Origin of the sequence: Candidatus Clavichlamydia salmonicola, assembly GCF_015356765.1 — a bacterium.
Classification (GTDB): domain Bacteria; phylum Chlamydiota; class Chlamydiia; order Chlamydiales; family Chlamydiaceae; genus Clavichlamydia; species Clavichlamydia salmonicola.
This window is the reverse complement of the sequence record NZ_WTCQ01000002.1, coordinates 52,950-71,128: the sequence shown is the minus strand read 5'-3', so window position 1 is coordinate 71,128 and position 18,179 is coordinate 52,950. Positions and strand designations below refer to the sequence as shown.

Sequence of the window (18,179 nt, the reverse complement as noted above, 5' to 3'; positions counted from 1 at the left end):
ACCAGCAAGGACTAGAAATCGCCATAATTTATTAGCTACATTCACAATGAAGTTATCAGGAAAAATTTCAGAAAAAGATTAGTTAAAACAATCTATAGCTATGTCTGAGCAGATTTTAAGAAAAATTCTATTAGAAGGCAGATTAATTGATTCTTAATGTCCTTTAAAAGTATGTAAGAGTCCTATTAGTAGAATTCTTGGTGAAGATAAAGCGCAACGAAGTTTGTAGATTTTAGGGATAGCCATACTTATTCCTGGCATTATATCAATACCTATTTCGTCTTTTTGTTTATATGGTATAGTTGCTCTAACAACGCTTTTATTTGACATTTTTTTATCTAAAATAATTTTTTTAAGAAATTTTATAGATTATAAGGATGTCAAGAAAAGAATATAGCTTTTATGCTTTCGGAATATTTTTTATTATTTTATTTATAATCATTCTGAATTTATGTTTTAAATAAAATACTACTTTCATTATATAAAAATGACTGAAAGGGAGTATTAAATAAAATGATGAAGGTTTTCCAATAGTAATGTTGCTTATAAATAGTCTTATTGAGTATTCACAAGAAGTCCTTTTTAGCATTATTATTGGATAGAAGACAACATCTTATAAATAAAAATTATTTTAATGTAATTGTTTGTTTATAAAAACAATATAATTTCGCGTGTTGTATATTAATTAATTGATTTTAATGATATTTTTCATGTAAAATGCTTTTAATTTTTGATTAGAGTATTCATATAGTGATCGATAATAGTTATAGAAGCATTCCATTAGTTAGCATAAATCGTTATAATGCACTTTGTGCTCAATTAGATCTAATATCTTTACAAGGTAAAGAAATTGTTGGATTCGATGATATTTTAGCAAGACATGAACATGAGGATCTTTTAAATCGCATTCAGACTCAGGATCAGCTAAGAAGTCCATATTTTTCTGTAGATAATTGTTCTTCTTGGTTTCAGCAAATTTGTCCATCAAGTTATGCAAGATTGTTTTTTTCTATGTTGAGTACTATAGCGGTAGTGATGGGCGTTTTATTATTAATTATGCCACATGCTTCTGTATATGGAATGGTGGTTATTGCAAGTATCAGTTCTTTAATAGTTGTTGGGCAAATCATTAGTAAAGTTTGTAAGATGAAAAGAATTGTCCAGCAAATAAAAGCTATAAGATCGCATCTAAAAGAAATGAATCTAGAACATGATTGGACAAATGGCTGGATGAGTGCGCATACAATGGGTGATACTTACAATAGAGGATGGTATCAAGCTATTTCTGCAGATCTTACTGAAGCTGCAAAAAATATAGGTCAAGCGGCTAGTTTAGATCTTTTTAAAGAGATAAAATTGAACATCTTTCGTTTACTTTTAGTGGCTACATTACTTATGACTATAATAGTAGGTGGGATGGCAATCTCAGGCGCAGGATTACCAATAGCTCTAATTAGCACAGGCTATGTAGGCCTTGGTATTGGCTTTGGTTTAGCGATGATCTTAACGTTTTCTTCATTGGAGTCTACTATTAAAAAAATTTATGCGAAGCTTAAGAGTAAGTGTTGTCATTTGAATAATGAAGATAGAAATGGTGCTATTTATAAAGCTTCTGTGGCTATGGTCCACTTAATGAAGGCTAGAAGAATATGTCATGAATATATCCTTGATGCAGCTTCTGTGCCAGATCCAGCACTATTATCAGAACCTTCTTCTGCTTCAGAGGTTGTAGATGGTACACTTATTGATAGGCAAGCCTTGCTTATTTTGCAAAGGAGTGAAGCTAGTATGTTAAGACAAAGTTACGCTTGTTTAGCGCCCCCATCTTATGAGGAGGTCAGTAACTGCTTGCCTCCTTCATATACTCTTACTATGAAGACTCCAAGGCATCATGCAAAGCATAAAATAAATGACTTGCCTGCTTATCCTAAGGATGCAGCTTTTGGGAAAGGCTTATTGAAGGTAGATAATTCTTCAACATCTGAAGTAGTACCAATAAATTTATGTACTTCCCTTCCAATATATTCTAAAGATGTTCCATGGGGACATTATCAAGTTGTAATGCTTGGATCAGAAAAATTTGATGATCAGGGAAATTAGTAGCAAGGACCTTGAAGGTAATGCTTAGATAGTTTTTTTTTAATAAAATTTGATTAGATAGATTTCACCAAGGTCTTGCATGGCTTATAGGCTTATTGTCTTTAATACAAGAGTAGGTGTGTAATGGTAATACCAGCTTTACTATGTTCTTTACAGGACAATCATGTCGTTATATGCTGAATTCATGAGTAAAAAGTGATCCAAATCTATTTTTGTGCTTCAAAAATTCCTACAAATAGCTTTGGAGTATCTTGATTATGTATTTTTCGATCATTTTATACGCTTGAAGGTTATGTTGATGATAGATCAAACTAAAAATTTCTTAATAACTAAAGCCTATTACAGTCGCTTATGCTATGAATTTGCTAGTATTAAATTTGACAAACAACTTACTGAAAAGGAAATAGTAAGAATTGAAGCATTTAGAGAAAGAGATTCATTTTTGCTAGATGATAACATTAATCTTTTATTTCCAGTTTGTTATAAAAGAATCAAAACTATGAAAGAGCTGTTACAAACTCAAAAGGTATGGCAAATATCTTGTTTTTTTATATCTGCAATAGTTGCTACAGGTATAGGTTTATTATTTTCATCTGCTTATGGAAGCTATGGAGTTATGATTTTAGGCTCTATAATGACTCTTTTGATATTAGTTAAACTAATTTCTGGTGCAAAAAATCTTTACCGAATTATGAGGCAATGCCATGATTTAAAAACCATGAAAGCCATAAATAATGAAGAGCATTGGGAGTGTTGGCAACAAGGCGCTTATAGAAGAGGGAAGTTTTCTTTAGATTATATACTCAAAAATTTTCAAGATATGTGTAAGTATCTTATTTTTGCAAAAAATAAAATCATCCTTATATGTACTATAGAACGTTATTATTATTCGCAATCCATTGCTATTAAAGCTTTTATGCTTGCTGGTGCTATTCTTGTTATGTTTTCAGGAATCAGTTTAATAGTAGCTTCATTGCAATCAGGGCTGTGTGTATCAGCTATATCATACGCTTTTTATATAGGTATGGGCGTTATCATTACAGGTATGGTTGCTTTGCTCGTGAATATGCGTAAACATAAAAGTATGAGTAAATTTAAGGATTATTTTATGCTTGCAGGATCAGATATAGAAGAGTTTAAAAAATCACCAATGAGTTTTGCTTTGTTTGAAACTTACTGGTCTCTTTGTTCTGCTAGAGAAAAATTTCATTTATGGTTGTGGGAATTACCTCCACAGTACTGTACACCTCCCCCTGATTATGCTCATATCTTTCCTGATGAATTTCCACCTTCTTACGATGAATATGGCGATTGTTCTATGGCCATTAATTATCCATCATTAGACCTGTATCAGGAAGATACTTTACCAGGCGCTACTGATTGCTGATTTATCAAAAAAGTTTTGATAAGAGATCTTCATATTTTGATCCTGAAGGATACAAGAAGAGATCTTTGCTGGATTGCTTCCATTTTTTTATAATAGGATTTAGCCAATTCCAAGCGGTCATTACTTCTTCCATATCTACAAATAAGTGTTTGTCTTCATAAAGTGCATCTCTAATTAAACGGGCATAAGCATCAAAGACTGTTTTTTCAAAAAAATCTCTGAAATTACACTTAGCAGTAACATTGTTGCAATGATCTGTTAAGCCAGGTGCTTTTGATTGGAATGAAAATGAAAGACTTTCTTCTGGTTGTAAATTGATTACAAGGCATTCTTGAGTATAGTTTTTCTTTTCATAAAATGTTTGAGCGCTTTTTGAAGGCTCTTTAAAAAAAATTCTAATTTCAGCAAAACGTTCAGCTAATCCTTTTCCAGAAGTTAAGTAAAAAGGGACTCCATCCCAGCGGTGATTGTCAATAAAGGTTTTAATGGCAACAAAGGTTTCAGTTGAAGATTGAGCCATAACGAAGTCTTCTTCTTGATAGGAGTTAATATGGGTGCCATCAGGAGATGTACCTCCTGCATATTGACCACGGAAAAATAAAGAAGGCGAAGGACCATCTGCTTTACGTAAAGATTGCATGATCTTAATTTTTTCTTTACGAAGATCTTCTGCTGTAAAAGACAGGGGAGGTTCTATGGCCACCATAGTTAAAAGTTGCAGCAAGTGGTTTTGTATAATATCCTTTAGAGTTCCAGATTTATCAAAGAAATTGCCTCGGCTTCCAATACTTTCTTTTTCTGAAATGATGATTTGTACAGATTGAATGAAATTTTTGTTCCAGAAAGATTCAAACAAGGTATTAGAAAATCGTAAAGAAGGAATGCCTTGTACTGTTTCTTTTCCAAGGTAGTGATCTATTAGGTAAACTTGTTCAGGCTGAAGGTGCTTATCTAAGTGTGTACGCAGTTCAAGCGCACTTTCTAAGTCTTTACCAAAAGGTTTTTCTATCATTACATTATTTAGTAAAGAGCCATCATCATTTTTTAATAAGTTGTTAATGCTTAACTTTTCTATGATGAGAGGAAAATATTCTGGAGGAGTGGCAAGGTAAAAAAGAACTTGATTTATTGGGTTATATTTTAGTTGTATCTGTTTAAGGAATAAGTCTAATGCTTGGTACCTACTGTCATCATCAAATTCAGATTGCCAGTAATCTATACAAGAAGAAAAATTTGACCAAACTTGTTTATCAAAAGATGGGAGAAATTTTACAATTTTTTCAGCGAGTTTTTGGCAAAAAATAGCAGCAGTTTGTTCTTTTCGCGCAAAGGCTATTAAACGAAAATCTGCTGGTAAAGCATTTGCTTCAAATAATGTATAAAGAGCAGGGATAATTTTACGAGAAGCTAGGTCTCCTGTAGCTCCAAATAAGACCATGATGGAAGTGGGTTTATTATTTTGAGTGTTTGCTTTTGAACACATGCTAAATTTCCTGTTATTAATAACCCAAAAAACTACGCAGAATCAATACTGCAGACAATGAATCTTTCAGACCAGCTCTTTTTTTTCTATTTAAAGAAGCATCTTTAAGCAATTTATCTGCCTCTCTAGATGTAAGTCGCTCATCCCAAAGGAGGAATGGGCATAAAATTGTTTTTTTTAAAGATGCTTCAAAGCGGTATACATCGTCAATTAATGTTCCAGCTTCACCATTTAATTTTAATGGGTTACCAATAAGAATCAAAGAAGGATCATATTTTTTGAGCATTACAGCTAGGGCTTCTACTGTTTTTTCAAAAGTTTTAAGCCAGTAAAAACATTCTTGAGGAAGAGCCATTATTCTTAATGGATCAGAAATAGCAATGCCTATACGACGAAGACCATAGTCTAAAGCAATGATACGACCTGTTTGTTGTTTTAAGTCAGCAATAGAACTCATAGATTTTTTTCTTCATTGAAGTAAGCAATGCTAGCTTTGATGAATTCAGTAAATAAAGGATGAGGTGCTGTGGGTTGTGAAAGAAATTCAGGATGAAATTGAACTCCAACCATCCAAGGATGATTGGGGTATTCTAAAATTTCACACAAGGTTGTATTATCGTTAATAAGATGGGTTCCACTGATATTAAGTCCATGTTCTTCAAATAAGGAAACAAAATTTTGATTAACTTCATAGCGATGGCGATGACGTTCTGTAATGGTATTTGTTTGATAAGCTTTAAATGCTTTTGATTGGGGTTTTAAGATACAATTGTAATTGCCTAGGCGCATACTGCCACCTAAGTCACTAATGCCAACTTGTTCTGCTTCTAGACAAATAACAGGGTAAGGAGTGGTATTATCAATTTCTGTAGAATTAGCATTATTTAGTTTAAGAACATGTCTGGCAAATTCTACCGCCATTGCTTGCATACCAAAACAGATTCCAAAAAATGGTAAATTATTTTCTCTACACCATTTTACTGCTTTTAATTTGCCTTCCCATCCACGGGGACCAAAGCCTCCAGGAACAAGACAGCCATGGCAGGTTTTAAGTAAGTTTTCCATTGCATCATCATCAGCATCAATAGTTACAATCTCTATTTTAGAGCCTAAGTGAATGGAAGCGTGATTAAGTGCTTCGAAGACAGATTTGTAAGCGTCTTGATGCTTAAGGTATTTTCCAACAATTCCAATGCGAATATTGTGAGTAAGATTTTTAAGCTTATAAATTAATGTTTCCCATTCAGGTAATTGAATAGCCAGGTGTGGAATATTTAGAGATTTACAGATAACATTTAGGATATTTTGATCACGTAATAAAACAGGAATTTCATAAATAGAATGTTTTACATCTAGTAATTCAAATACTGCATCTACAGAAACGTTACAAAATAGACCAATTTTCTTACGGATATCATGGTTTAATGGTTTTTCGGATCTGCAAATGATCATATCAGGAATTATGCCAATACTTCTTAGGGTTTGAGCTGAATGTTGCGTTGGTTTTGTTTTTAATTCTCCAGCTGCTTTTAAGTAAGGAATATAGGTCATATGTATTTTAAAGCAACTATCAGCTCTTTCGAGACAGAATTGTCGAATAGCTTCTAAAAAAGATAGGGATTCCATGTCCCCAACAGTTCCACCTATTTCTACTAAAACAATTTCAGCATTGGCAGTATGAGCACAAGCTATGATGCGTTGTTTGATTTCATGGGTAATATGTGGAATGATTTGTATTGTGCAGCCAAGGTAATCACCTTTTCTTTCTTTTCCTAAAACAGAAGCATAAATTGATCCTGCTGTAGCAATGGAGTGCTGTCCTAATGGTAGTCCTGTATAACGATAGTAGTGTCCAAGATCAAGGTCTGTTTCCATCCCATCTTCAGTAACATACACTTCTCCATGCTCGTAAGGATTCATGGTTCCAGAGTCAACATTTAGGTAAGGATCTAATTTTAAGAGTGCTACGCGATGGCCTGCTTGTTTTAAAAGTAAAGCTAAAGAAGCCGCAGTTAAACCTTTTCCTAGAGAAGAAAGTACTCCACCAGTAATAAAAATGCTCTTAAATATCATATGTTAAACTCCATGCACTTTAATTCTTAGAGAAGATAGCTCATGATCTTCCAATGCTTTTATAAAGGTCTTTATAAGGTTTTGGTAATAAGCATAGATAGGGAAAATAAGGATCTTTTTTTTGATGCTCATTAGTTTTCATTGAAATAAAGCTAGCTCAATGAAACAGCTGAATTATCACAAAAAACATTTAAAAAACACAATAATTTTTTATTCTTAATAAAATATAGAATTTTTTAATTATAGTTTATAAAAAAAATCATGACTGCAATAATAGTAATTATAAATTTTTTTATTTTTTGTTGGTCTTTTTTTTTATGCGCTCTTTTAAATGCAGTTTACTTATTAAAGTTTGTTTTGCTTCTTTTTTGATTTTAGGAGTTTCTTCTTTCGCTTCAAGTGATAGGTCTCTAATAGACTTGTGCGCCAGTACTCATAATGAAAATGCTAATAAGATCGATAAAAAAGAAAAAAATGAAAATAAGGAAGAGAAAGGGTTTCTTCGTTTTTGGCGGAGGAATCGGAAAGAACAGAAAAAAAAATCTCCTGCTACGATCAAGACATATTCCACAACAAGAAAAAGTGGACAGTTTTTAGATAATATTTCAGCAGAGATGGATCCTATTCAAGAGGCTCAAAAAAACACTACGTCAGCATTTTTTAATAATAGACCACAAGAAAATATTGTTGTAGCAGGTGCATTTATAGAAAAATCTTGTCCAGAGCATCAGTTATTTTCCAGAACCTATTCACAATCAGATGTGAAGAGAAAAGGAGCTGTAAAAGTTAGTAAAAAAGGAGCCCGTTCTAGCAGATATGTTTACAGAAATAGGAAAGCTGTTGAATCCAAGGCTAATGAAGGCGTATGGAACAATTTTAACTTAAGTTCAATTATCAATTTTCTTCAAAGAAGGACAGATGGAGAAAAAACTAAGTCTGTGTCAAGACGTTCACGTTGTTATCATCAATATAAAAGACTTGGCATTATTGATGATCAAGGAGTAATCATTAAAGTGCATGGAGCTGCATTAGGACATAATGAAGAACTAGTCCAAACAGAGGATTCTGAAGACATATGGGAGATTGAAGATGAAGATGGAGAGTTGGAAACTAGTCATCACAATAGAATGACATTCTTAAGTCAATCTAAAGCGCATGCAGTTCAGCAACGAACTCTTTCTGAAGAAGAAGAGGTTGATCAGTATGAGGATGAAAATAGTTTTATTGAAGAAGATGAATCATCTACTGAACAGTTAAGCCATAAAGTTGAAGAGACGAAGAGCATACCTGTTTCTGTAAAAAAGACAGATAAAGAGGCTCATTCTGAAACAAAAGAAAATAAAAAATCATTGATATCAAGGTTCTTGAACGCATTAAAGAGCAAGCTAGGTGGTGCTAAAAAAGAGAAAACGAAAGATATTTCCTTAGCTGGCTTATATTATTATGAAGACTTAGAAACACGAGATTCTCAACGTAGTATTCAGCAACAGTTAGAGGGAAATCAATCTGTCAATATTACTAAAGAGAATACAACATCTTTTCAACAAGAAATTTCTTGTGTTTATTGTAAGAAAAGCTTCTACGCTATTGATATTCAATCTCAAAAAATAGGCAATCAGGAATGTCCAGCTTGTGGATATAAATCTTTGTTAGTTAAAAAATATTATGTTCCTAGAAAAGAAGATGCTTTGCAAGATGAACAAAAAGCTAATTGCCCCATTAATGTAATGCAAGAGCATGTTTCTCAAAAAGACAAGACATTGAAGCCTCGTCTTTTAAAAGAAAGAGAAAAAAAAATGTTTCCTGAGTATAAAGAGCCAAACACAGGTCTTTTGTTTTCTAAAAAGATGATAGAAACTTCTCAATTTAATCCTTTAATGATGACTATTAGTGATAATCAATCAGTGAAGTTAGAAGGAGAGGTTCCTCCGAGTCATCATTGGAGTAGATTTGATTTTAAAGAAAGTGGTTTTAGTATTTCATTGCCTCTAAAGCCAGAACATTCTAAACAAATTATTGAAATAGCCAATCCAGAGACAAAAATATTTTATGAAACATATATTAGTGAGCCAAGTGTTGACGCTGTTTATGTTATTTCAGTTTGGGAGTATCCAGCTAATATTAAGATTAAAGATCCTGAGGCAAATCTACAGGAAGGTTTTTCAGGAATGTTACTAGCGTTACCAGATTCTAGAGTTCTTTTGATGAAATCAAAAGAAGTGCAAGGTTTTCATGCTCTGGAGTTCCATGTAAAAAATGCTGGATTGATGTTTAAGGGAGAATTAATTTCTATGGATAATATTCTTTATCAAATATTTACAGTCTATAAAGATAGTGGCAAACAGGCTGCTACTGCAAAGAAAGATTATGAGCATTTTATTAATTCTTTTAAAATTACTCATATGCATAAAAAGAATGCTCTTTCCTTACATTCTGGCAAAGTAAAGCTGTAGGTTATAGCAAAAAACTTGTAGAAAAAAATATGATGCCCTTGTTTTAGCTTTTTTAAGCTAGGTTCAAGGGTATTTATTTCATAAGAAAAAAAAGATAGAGAGCTTTATTTCTTATGAAATAAAGAGTTAATATCTAAAACCTTTTTTAAAGAAGGCTTCTTTGTATTGAGTGAAAAGTGCTGCGCTTATAGAATAGGCGTTGTTATGGAATTTTTTTCTCATTCAAATCATGCTTCCACAGCTTTTCATCGTGCTGATATAGATGTATCAGTTAGCCGGTTTACCCCAGTTATACTGAAATGCAATTTAGTAAATCTTACTTCAGAAATTTCTTTTAAAAGAAAAAAATCTCAAGCATTGAGTAGTATTCACCAAATGATAACTAAGGTGTATATAGAAAATATTTATGAAACAGTTCAAGAAACCCTTGATTTTTCTACTGCTTTAGCTGGTCATGATTATGAAATCTTGTGGGGGCAAGCATTGTTGCTATTTCATTATGGTTCTCACTATAAACATATAGAATCTTTAACTGAAGCTGCTGGTAAATTAGTTTTGGCTCAGACATCAGATACAGTTCGATTTGGGAAGGATTTTGCAGCTTTATTATTGACTGCGCGTATTTTTGCTGTTTTGTTTAGTATAAGTCGAGAGATGGCTCACAGTGATACAGCATCATTATTTTTTTTATCTGCAAAGACAGTAGCTACTACTCAAGTTATTCAAGATTATATTTTAAAAGAGCTTTATCATGCTTGGGGAAGGCACCTTCATCTTACTGCATGTTCTAGTCAAGATATATTAGACATTTCAGAATCTTTAAAATATTTTAATAAAGCAGAAGAAAAAGGAGCTTTTTCTCATCCATTTTATCTTGATTATGCAGAGGCTCTTGCAGACGCAGCTTTTTTTTTAGGAGAAGTAAAATTTCTTAAAAAAAGCAAATTTTTATTACAAAAAGCTCTTTTTTATTTACAAACACCTACAAGAACTTCTGATCGACCTGAATATCTTCGAGGCTGGAGTATATATGCAATAGTAGGGCGTCGATTTTTTGACTTAACTCATAAAAAAGAAGACTTTTATCAAGCTGATAAAATTTTTCATCAAGCTGTTCTTATTTTGACAGAGGACGCCAATATATGGCTTTTATGGGGTGAAATGTTTGTCTTTGCTAGTTGGATATTTAAGGCTCCGCAGGATTTAGAACTAGGTTTAGAAAAATTGACATCAATACAGTGTCAAGTAGCAGATCCATTTTATCTTTCAGCACTATTAAGCTTAGGTTTGTCCATTCTAGGTATTTTTCTAGAAGATCCTAATTTAATTAAGGAAGGATTGGTGCGGATACAAGCTGCTTTGAAATTAAATCAAACACATCCTTTTCTTCTTTATGGAGCAGGAATGGCCTTTTTATGCCGAGCGCTTTATTTTGGTGATGATGAAGATTTTGATAAAGCAGTTAAATTTTTTAAAGAATCATTAGAGTTAAGTCCATTTCTTAGTATTGCTCGCCATGGATTATTTCATGCTTATTTGATTCAAGGAAATTATAAATTAAGTGTATCATTACTTGAAAAAGCAGAAAAAGAAATTCATTTTTTAACTCAATCTAAGCCTTGTTCACATATTTATGTTAATGAATATGGAGTAGTTATATTATGTTTACATAATTTAAAAAAAGACAAAGAGGAATCCTTAATTAAGTTTGATGACAAATTTATTCTTTTAGAAAAATCTTTAAAATGTTTTTGTCTTTCTAGTGATTTATACAAAGAAAGTTTTGAAGCTATTTATAATCAAGGATGCGTGCTTATAGAGTTGGGTAACTGTACTCAACATATTGATTACTATGATCAAGCGATTGAATGTTTACTACAAGCTCATAATTTGAAAAGTTCAGTCCAAACTTATTATTATTTAGCTTTAGCGCTCTTTTTTTCAGGAAAATTTTCAGTTAATTTGAAAAAACTTAACCAAGCTGAAGATATTTTAGCTACTTTATTGCATTTTGAAAAAGAAAATGATATTTTCTGGAATCTTTTAGGAAGAGTATGTTTTGAGCTTTCCTGTTTAGATAAATTTCGTAATGATTTCAAGGTTAGGGCTGAAAAATTTTTTAAACAGGCTGTAGGGTTAGGTAATATAGAAGCGCATTATCATTTAGCGTGTTTTTATTCAAAAGAAGCAAAAGATGACCTTGCAGTAACATACTTAAAAAAGGCTTATTTGTTTAAAGCTCTTCCTTCAAGAGAAATTTTATTAGAAGAAAAACATTTTTCTAATTTACAAAAAAAACCTGAATTTCTACAACTCCTGGAGCAATGTGAATCATCCAGAGAACAACAAGCATAAATAACTAAAATGATCACCATACAACTTTCTGAGTATCTGGTAAAAGTATTATGGACACAAAAACAAACCATTTAGATGATGAATTAATTTCCCGTTTAGAGCATGCCTTTCATCACACCACTTCTCATGTTTTACTGCATGATGTAGCTAAAATTGCGTTAAAATATAATCCAATAGATTTGGCTTATGCAGCTTCATATTTACCCTCTGCAGCAAGAGTAGTATTGTATGAGAACTTACCTTGTGCAGCTGCAAAAGTTTGTTTTATTATTAACACAGATGGTGTTACTCGCTGTGCTATTTTTCGTCGCTTATCTGATTTAGAAGTTTGTTCTTTAATAGAAAAAATGCCCACAGATGAAGTGATTTGGGTATTAGAAGATATTCCTAATCGTCGATATCGTAAAGTTTTAGAAATGCTTGATGTTAAAAAGGCAGCAAAGATTAAGGAGCTTCAAAAGCACGGACGGAATACAGCAGGTCGTTTAATGACCAATGAATTTTTTGCTTTTCTTACAAATACAACTATTTTAGAAGTAGCTAATTTTATGCGAGGTAATCCTGGTATTGACCTTGCTCGGATTGTATTTATCTTAGATCATAAAGGCGAGTTGCAAGGATATGTTCCAGAAAGGAACCTTATTATTAATCCACCTGAAATGATGTTAAAAAATATCATGCTTAAGATTGATCATCAGGTAGCTCCTAATGCAACTCGTGAAGAAGTTGTAGATATTGTAGAAAGATATAAAATTTCTGCTTTGCCTGTAGTCAGTGATGAAAATTTTTTACTAGGCGTCATTACTCATGAAGATATTGTGGAAGTTATCGAAGATATTGCAGATGAGACCATAGCTTTAATAGCAGGGACTATTGAAAGTATTAGTGATTATGATCATCATGCATTTCGTCGATTTTTGTCTCGTGCTCCATGGTTGTTGGTTACTTTATTTGCAGGACTTATTAGTGCTGCAGTAATGTCTTATTTTCAGCAAATTGAACCAAAATTATTGAGTCTTATTATTTTCTTTATTCCATTGATTAATGGTATGTCAGGAAATGTAGGAGTCCAATGTAGTACCATTTTAGTCAGAAGTATGGCTATTGGAGTATTATCTAGGGGTAAGCGTAAGGATGCAATTATTAAAGAATTATCCATAGGGCTACTAACAGGTGTTAATTTGGGAATTCTATGTGGTTTCATCGTTTATCTCATGAGCTTTTTTAGAATTGGGCAATTTGCTACCAATAGCTTGCAGATTGGATATACAGTAGCTTCAGGTGTTTTGGGAGCGTCTTTGACAGCTACAGGGCTTGGGGTTTTTGCTCCGTTTTTCTTTGTTCGTATAGGGGTTGATCCAGCGCTTGCTTCAGGTCCTATTGTAACTGCTTTTAATGATGTATTATCCATGACGATGTTTTTTGTTATTTCTGGATTTATTAATGTTTGTTTTTTTTCTTAACAAATCCTTTTTTCTAAAGAGTTTAAATATACTACTGTTTTTAGTTAGTTAACAATTATTTTTTTTAATTTCCTAGAGTGCTAGATTCTTATTTTTAACTATTAACCAGGGGTAAAAATATGAAGTTTTCATCTTTGTCAAAAATAATCTTGAAAATATTTGTTTTAGCAAATTTATGGATATTTTCAGGGATACAACTTACTGCTGATGAAGCAGTGGTCACAGATTCATCTACTGAAGTAGTTGCGCCTAATGTAGAAACAGAAGCGCCAGTTATAGATGAGATACCAGAAAATGCAACAGCTGTTTTAAGAGAAGAACAAGGCGTTGATGGGTTATGTTTCTTAAAAGATGTGTTACTTTCTCCTTTAGAGAATGTTGCTGGAATGCGTGTTTTAGATATTGGATATATTGATGGGGCCTCTACTTTATATATGGTAGATAAAGGTGTACAGCATGTGGATATTTTAGATGCTAGTTTCAATGATATTGAGGGAGTACGAACTCATTTTGAAGAACTAGGTTTTAGTGATAAGGTTACTGTTACACAAGGATCTACAGAAGCCATGCCTTATCCTGAAGAGTCATTTGATGCTGTATTTGCTTTAGATGTAGCAAATGAATGCTTGGGATTAAATGATATTTTAGCTGAGTTAAAACGTGTCATGAAATATGAATCTTTAGCATATGTATTAATACCAAGTAGTTTACCTGTGCTGTTTTGTGAAGATGCCTATCAAGCGTCTATTGTTTCGTCTATTGATTCGCAATTAGCACAATGTAGATCAGAAGAAGATTTTAAAAATCTTATTGAAAATATGCCAGGTTTAATTCGAGGTGCTTTTAACTTCCGTAGTGGTAAATGGCGTCGTATTAAAAAGGAAAATGAGCTCTTTTTTGGAGATCTTTATTACTATAAAGGTGCTGAAGGGTTGAAGAAAACTAGATATCACCCTCGTTCTGAGTATATGTCGATCTTTTTAAGAGATGGTTTTTCTATAGAACATATGCAACTTCCTTCTTTTAGAAATGAAGCAGAGAGAGTGGCTTATAATAACTCTTGTACAGATCCTTCAATGAAATTAGGTAGTAATTATATTGGTAATGCACCATTTATTTTATTTATTGTAGAAAAATCTTAATTAATTAAATTTGAATTGAAAAAGTCAAAATATTGACTTTTTCAATTCATACTTGCTTGTAACAATATTCAATTGTATTTAGCAATTACCCAAATCAGAATCACCAGCTTCCATGCCATTAGGAAAATAGCGAAGCCATTTTTGGGTAACAGTCAGTTCTGTGCTTTGATCACATAATAATTCAGGAGGATGAGATTTCTTTTTACGTGTATCTAAGATGATGCTTTTTATCTCATTAGCTTTAAGGTAGATATCTTGATCAGGCTGTAAATGAGTAAATACATGCCATAAAAATGCACATTCATTGTTCAAAGTTTTTTTGATGCTATCAACAATAATGATTAAGGGCCATTTATGAGCATTAAAGAATTGGGAAAGTTCTTCGAGGGTGGTTCCATTAATAATTTCTATTACTAAGCAACCAGGGCAAAATACAGCATAAGATTTAATCATGGCACGTAGTGATTCATTAAACTCATTACTCAAGGAATGATTTTTTTCACCTAATCCTATAAAAATAGCTTTAGAGTGATTGATTTGGGAGTATTTAGAAGTCATTGGAAGAATAAGAAAATTATTTTTAGGATTAAAATGCTTTAAAATATGAGTTAAAAGTTCTTTAAAATTTTTTAAATTAATTCTTTCATTGGTAATAAAAACTATTTTAGTAGATGTAAAAGGTTCTTGAGATAAAAGCTTTAAGGCTGTGCTGAGAGGTGGATCAATATAATTTTTTTTTATTACAATACTGGTGACATTGTTCAGGCCACTTTCTGCATATTGATATAAATCTTGAATTTCAGGAATTAGAGTAGAAATGATAGGAGTGACTAATTCTTGTAGATAATTTTGAATATAAAAATTTTCTTGTTTAGGTTTTCCAAAAACTGTAGCTGGATAGATTGCATTTTTTTTATGATAAATAGATTGGCAATGGAAAAGAGAGCCTTGACTGTTAATATTATAATAACCATTGCTATCTCCATAAGGAGGTAAAGGTTGAATAAGATTGTAGGAACAGGAACCACGTAGTACAAACTCATGATTTTGAAAGCAGATATCAGGGAAAGCAGAATGTGCATGAGAAGATTTTAAAGAAGGAGTTCTTAATAGACTGCTAATGAGTAACTGAGATAGATGTTTAGGCACAGGCAACATGCTTAGAATTGTTAAAAGAGGAGGTCCTCCTAAACAAATAGTTATTGGTAAAGAGGTTTTTCCTAAAGAATTTTTTTTTTCAAGAAAAAAAGGATCATGTAGATAAGTTACATTATCATTTAGATATTGGAGTTGATTGGATTGTAGATAGTGATGGTGTGATGGATAATGAGTAGATATAAATGGAAAAGACAGAGAAGGAGTCCCTTCAAAGGCCCAGTTAGTTAATAGAGGTAAATCTTTTATGCAAAAAGTTTTTTGACTACAACGATCCCAACCTTCTAGTAAAAAAGAAGAAAAAGAAGGAGCCAAGACTTTTTTAACTCGTTTAGTATATTTCGAAACAGTAGAAAAAGAAGGATCTTCTAAAAATTCTAATAAAGAGGTAATAGTCTTACTAGAAAAAGGACCTAGTGCTAAATTAATTCGTTTAAAAGAGCCAAATAAATTAGTTGCAACAGGAAAAGATGACCCTTTTACAGAATGAAATAAAAGAGCAGGACCATTAGCAGCTACAACCCGCCGATGAATTTCTGCAATTTCCAAATATGGATCTACAGGAAACATGACATCTACAAGCTCTCCAGTCTTTCTTAAGACTGAAAGAAACTTTTTCAGATTTAGCATGGCAAAATGATCTTGTAAAAAAGCTATTTAGTATACCCAAGGTCTTTAGCTTTTTGTAAAACCTTTGTAAAACCATGTTTATCAACTGTTCTTAATGCTGCAGCAGAAATACGTAAACGAATAAAGCGATTTTCTTCTGGTACCCATAATTTTTTAGAAATAAGGTTTGGAAAAAATCTTCTTTTTGTTTTCCCAGTAATCTTTAACCCAATACCTTTTTTCTTTTTGGCAATACCACGTAAAGTGTAAGTATTTCCACTAGCAGGTACTCTTCCTGTCAAAGGACACTTTCTAGACATAAAACCTCTCAAAGAGTAAACAAAGGACTTGATCCTACATGTTTTTTAAATAAAATACAAATAGATCGATTATTTTAGAATATTCTTACCATAGGTGATACAGATCGTGTCTTTTCATTTATTGTTTTTTAGGATTTTCAAAAATTTATTTATTTTCATATTTTTTTTTTCTGTGTCTCTTATAGCTTGTGAAGATGATTTAAATTCAAAAAGACTTTATTCAATGATTGGGCAAGAAAATATAGAAAAGTATTGTGCTTTGTATGAATTGTATCCAAATACAGTAGAAGGAAGATTTATAGCTAAATGGATAAAAAACACTATGCAAAAAGAAGTAGATGTTTCTTTAGTTGTTAGAATTATTCGTGCTGTAATAGAAGGATTTTATCTTTCAGAGAAAGAATTAGCGTATGCACAAGAGATTTTTGGTCAAAATCTGATGATGGACCCTGCTAAAGAATGGTTAAAAGTAGAATTTTTTTATGATTTTCAAAAAGATTATAAGATTGATTATTATTCTACTATCTTAGATGTAATGGCTTTTTTAATTAATCAGACATGCGCAGTAAATGCTACAGAAGAAGATAAGATAAAGGCTATAGGAAAATGGATTTACGAAAGTCAGCTTTTTATATTTCCAAAGAATCCTTATAAAAATATTGATCAATATAGCTATTTATCTAAAGTTATTGACCAGCGAACAGCAGTATGCCTTGGTTTTACAGGTTTATACCTCAGCTTAGCTCAAAGAATGGGAATATCTCTAACAGCAGTAACTGTACCTCAACATATTTATCCAATGCTTACCTTAAAAAATGGAACTAATATAAACATTGAAACTACAGCTAAAGGTTTATTTACAAGAAATGACTCTTATATGAATTTTAGCAATAAGATCTTTCATCAACGATCATTTAAAGAAACTGCAGGTTTAGTGTTAATGAATGCTGGATCTATAGAGTTAGAGAAAAATCAATTTCATCAAGCTTTAGTTCTTTACCAAAGAGCGCTAGAATTAGTAGTAGATGAGCCTATTTTAAATGATTTAATCGTGATTCTTAGGATTATTTTAGGAGACGTATCCATAAAAGATAAGTATTCAGAAGATCTTTTTTGCTTAGATTCTGGACATTTTTGTAGAGGGAGTCGTCCATTAAAATTATTATGGAATGATTACCAAGATCACTCTATTGATCTCTTGGGTTTAACAGATTTAATTACGCAAAAAGAATTTGTATCTTCAAAACAAATAAAAAATTATTTAGAAAGCTTGATTAGGCGTTATCCATTTTCTAAAGAGGTGTGTTATCGTATAGCACTTTTTTATCTTGAGCAAGATAATCCCCAACAAGCAAAAGAATATTATACACCCTTAGTAGGTGATCCAGAATGGGAGTTTCACTTAGCGGAAGCTTATTTGAAAATTTATGATATGAAACATGCTTCTCAGCATGCTTTCACTATGAAAAATTTATTGATAGAAAAATCTATTAATAAAATGTCAGAAAAATTACAAGAGTTATTAAAAAAGTTATCTAGTTATTAATGATGTAAAAAAGAAAGATTAAATCTTTAAATAAATTTTTTTTTATATTAAAAGGATCTATCAATAATAATTATTAAAATATATAGTTGTTTT

13 protein-coding genes are annotated in these 18,179 nt (G+C 31.9%); 7 read left to right on the top strand and 6 right to left on the bottom strand.

What is annotated here, in order from left to right; translation table 11 throughout:
* Positions 1-153 precede the first annotated feature (153 nt).
* Positions 154-330 (bottom strand): hypothetical protein, encoded by a 177-nt coding sequence (locus CLAVI_RS02380; RefSeq protein ID WP_194844000.1) that lies wholly within the window; start codon positions 328-330, stop codon positions 154-156.
* Positions 331-750: 420 nt separating this feature from the next.
* On the opposite strand from CLAVI_RS02380, the gene CLAVI_RS02375 reads away from it, so the two are divergent.
* Complete coding sequence (locus CLAVI_RS02375; protein ID WP_194843999.1) at positions 751-2,100, top strand: hypothetical protein; 1,350 nt, start codon at positions 751-753, stop codon at positions 2,098-2,100.
* A gap of 298 nt (positions 2,101-2,398) precedes the next feature.
* Entirely contained in the window at positions 2,399-3,487 is a 1,089-nt protein-coding gene (locus CLAVI_RS02370; protein ID WP_194843998.1) for a hypothetical protein, read from the top strand.
* 4 nt (positions 3,488-3,491) lie between these two features.
* Here the strand turns inward: CLAVI_RS02370 and zwf are convergent, their stop codons facing one another.
* From zwf to pyrG, 3 genes are read right to left on the bottom strand one after another with little or no spacing between them, the layout of a single operon-like run.
* Complete coding sequence (gene zwf, locus CLAVI_RS02365) at positions 3,492-4,970, bottom strand: glucose-6-phosphate dehydrogenase (RefSeq protein ID WP_194843997.1); 1,479 nt, start codon at positions 4,968-4,970, stop codon at positions 3,492-3,494.
* 16 nt (positions 4,971-4,986) lie between these two features.
* On the bottom strand, positions 4,987-5,427 hold the full coding sequence (gene ruvX, locus CLAVI_RS02360; RefSeq protein ID WP_194843996.1) for a Holliday junction resolvase RuvX: 441 nt from the start codon (positions 5,425-5,427) through the stop codon (positions 4,987-4,989).
* Positions 5,424-7,043: a CTP synthase gene (pyrG, locus tag CLAVI_RS02355; protein WP_194843995.1), complete on the bottom strand. Its 1,620-nt coding sequence runs from the start codon at positions 7,041-7,043 to the stop codon at positions 5,424-5,426. The genes ruvX and pyrG overlap by 4 nt, the downstream gene beginning before the upstream one ends.
* A gap of 317 nt (positions 7,044-7,360) precedes the next feature.
* On the opposite strand from pyrG, the gene CLAVI_RS02350 reads away from it, so the two are divergent.
* From CLAVI_RS02350 to CLAVI_RS02335, 4 genes are all read left to right on the top strand, one after another.
* Positions 7,361-9,496: a hypothetical protein gene (locus CLAVI_RS02350; RefSeq protein ID WP_194843994.1), complete on the top strand. Its 2,136-nt coding sequence runs from the start codon at positions 7,361-7,363 to the stop codon at positions 9,494-9,496.
* 204 nt (positions 9,497-9,700) lie between these two features.
* The gene (locus CLAVI_RS02345) at positions 9,701-11,851 is read left to right on the top strand and encodes a tetratricopeptide repeat protein (protein ID WP_194843993.1); all 2,151 of its coding nucleotides are present in this window, start codon (positions 9,701-9,703) and stop codon (positions 11,849-11,851) included.
* 50 nt (positions 11,852-11,901) lie between these two features.
* Complete coding sequence (mgtE, locus tag CLAVI_RS02340) at positions 11,902-13,314, top strand: magnesium transporter (protein WP_194843992.1); 1,413 nt, start codon at positions 11,902-11,904, stop codon at positions 13,312-13,314.
* 119 nt (positions 13,315-13,433) lie between these two features.
* Positions 13,434-14,456, top strand: coding sequence for a class I SAM-dependent methyltransferase (locus CLAVI_RS02335; protein WP_194843991.1), 1,023 nt, complete (start codon positions 13,434-13,436; stop codon positions 14,454-14,456).
* Between the two features lie 78 nt (positions 14,457-14,534).
* On the opposite strand, the gene CLAVI_RS02330 is transcribed toward CLAVI_RS02335, so the two are convergent.
* Together CLAVI_RS02330 and rpmB are read right to left on the bottom strand one after the other, a co-directional pair.
* Positions 14,535-16,241, bottom strand: a complete 1,707-nt coding sequence (locus tag CLAVI_RS02330; protein ID WP_194843990.1) for a UbiD family decarboxylase — start codon at positions 16,239-16,241, stop codon at positions 14,535-14,537.
* 23 nt (positions 16,242-16,264) lie between these two features.
* Entirely contained in the window at positions 16,265-16,540 is a 276-nt protein-coding gene (rpmB, locus tag CLAVI_RS02325; RefSeq protein WP_194843989.1) for a 50S ribosomal protein L28, read from the bottom strand.
* Positions 16,541-16,763: 223 nt separating this feature from the next.
* Between rpmB and CLAVI_RS02320 the strand changes: the two genes are divergently transcribed.
* On the top strand, positions 16,764-18,086 hold the full coding sequence (locus CLAVI_RS02320) for a transglutaminase family protein (RefSeq protein ID WP_194843988.1): 1,323 nt from the start codon (positions 16,764-16,766) through the stop codon (positions 18,084-18,086).
* Positions 18,087-18,179 lie beyond the last annotated feature (93 nt).

Excerpts from the sequence above, each read along its gene's own strand:
- mgtE (WP_194843992.1), top strand. The coding sequence starts at position 11,902 with ATGGACACAAAAACAAACCATTTAGATGATGAATTAATTTCCCGTTTA.
- CLAVI_RS02350 (WP_194843994.1), top strand. The coding sequence starts at position 7,361 with ATGCGCTCTTTTAAATGCAGTTTACTTATTAAAGTTTGTTTTGCTTCT.
- CLAVI_RS02380 (WP_194844000.1), bottom strand. The coding sequence starts at position 330 with ATGTCAAATAAAAGCGTTGTTAGAGCAACTATACCATATAAACAAAAA.
- ruvX (WP_194843996.1), bottom strand. The coding sequence starts at position 5,427 with ATGAGTTCTATTGCTGACTTAAAACAACAAACAGGTCGTATCATTGCT.
- CLAVI_RS02320 (WP_194843988.1), top strand. The coding sequence starts at position 16,764 with ATGATTGGGCAAGAAAATATAGAAAAGTATTGTGCTTTGTATGAATTG.
- CLAVI_RS02335 (WP_194843991.1), top strand. The coding sequence starts at position 13,434 with ATGAAGTTTTCATCTTTGTCAAAAATAATCTTGAAAATATTTGTTTTA.
- rpmB (WP_194843989.1), bottom strand. The coding sequence starts at position 16,540 with ATGTCTAGAAAGTGTCCTTTGACAGGAAGAGTACCTGCTAGTGGAAAT.
- CLAVI_RS02345 (WP_194843993.1), top strand. The coding sequence starts at position 9,701 with ATGGAATTTTTTTCTCATTCAAATCATGCTTCCACAGCTTTTCATCGT.
- zwf (WP_194843997.1), bottom strand. The coding sequence starts at position 4,970 with ATGTGTTCAAAAGCAAACACTCAAAATAATAAACCCACTTCCATCATG.
- pyrG (WP_194843995.1), bottom strand. The coding sequence starts at position 7,043 with ATGATATTTAAGAGCATTTTTATTACTGGTGGAGTACTTTCTTCTCTA.
- CLAVI_RS02370 (WP_194843998.1), top strand. The coding sequence starts at position 2,399 with ATGATAGATCAAACTAAAAATTTCTTAATAACTAAAGCCTATTACAGT.
- CLAVI_RS02330 (WP_194843990.1), bottom strand. The coding sequence starts at position 16,241 with ATGCTAAATCTGAAAAAGTTTCTTTCAGTCTTAAGAAAGACTGGAGAG.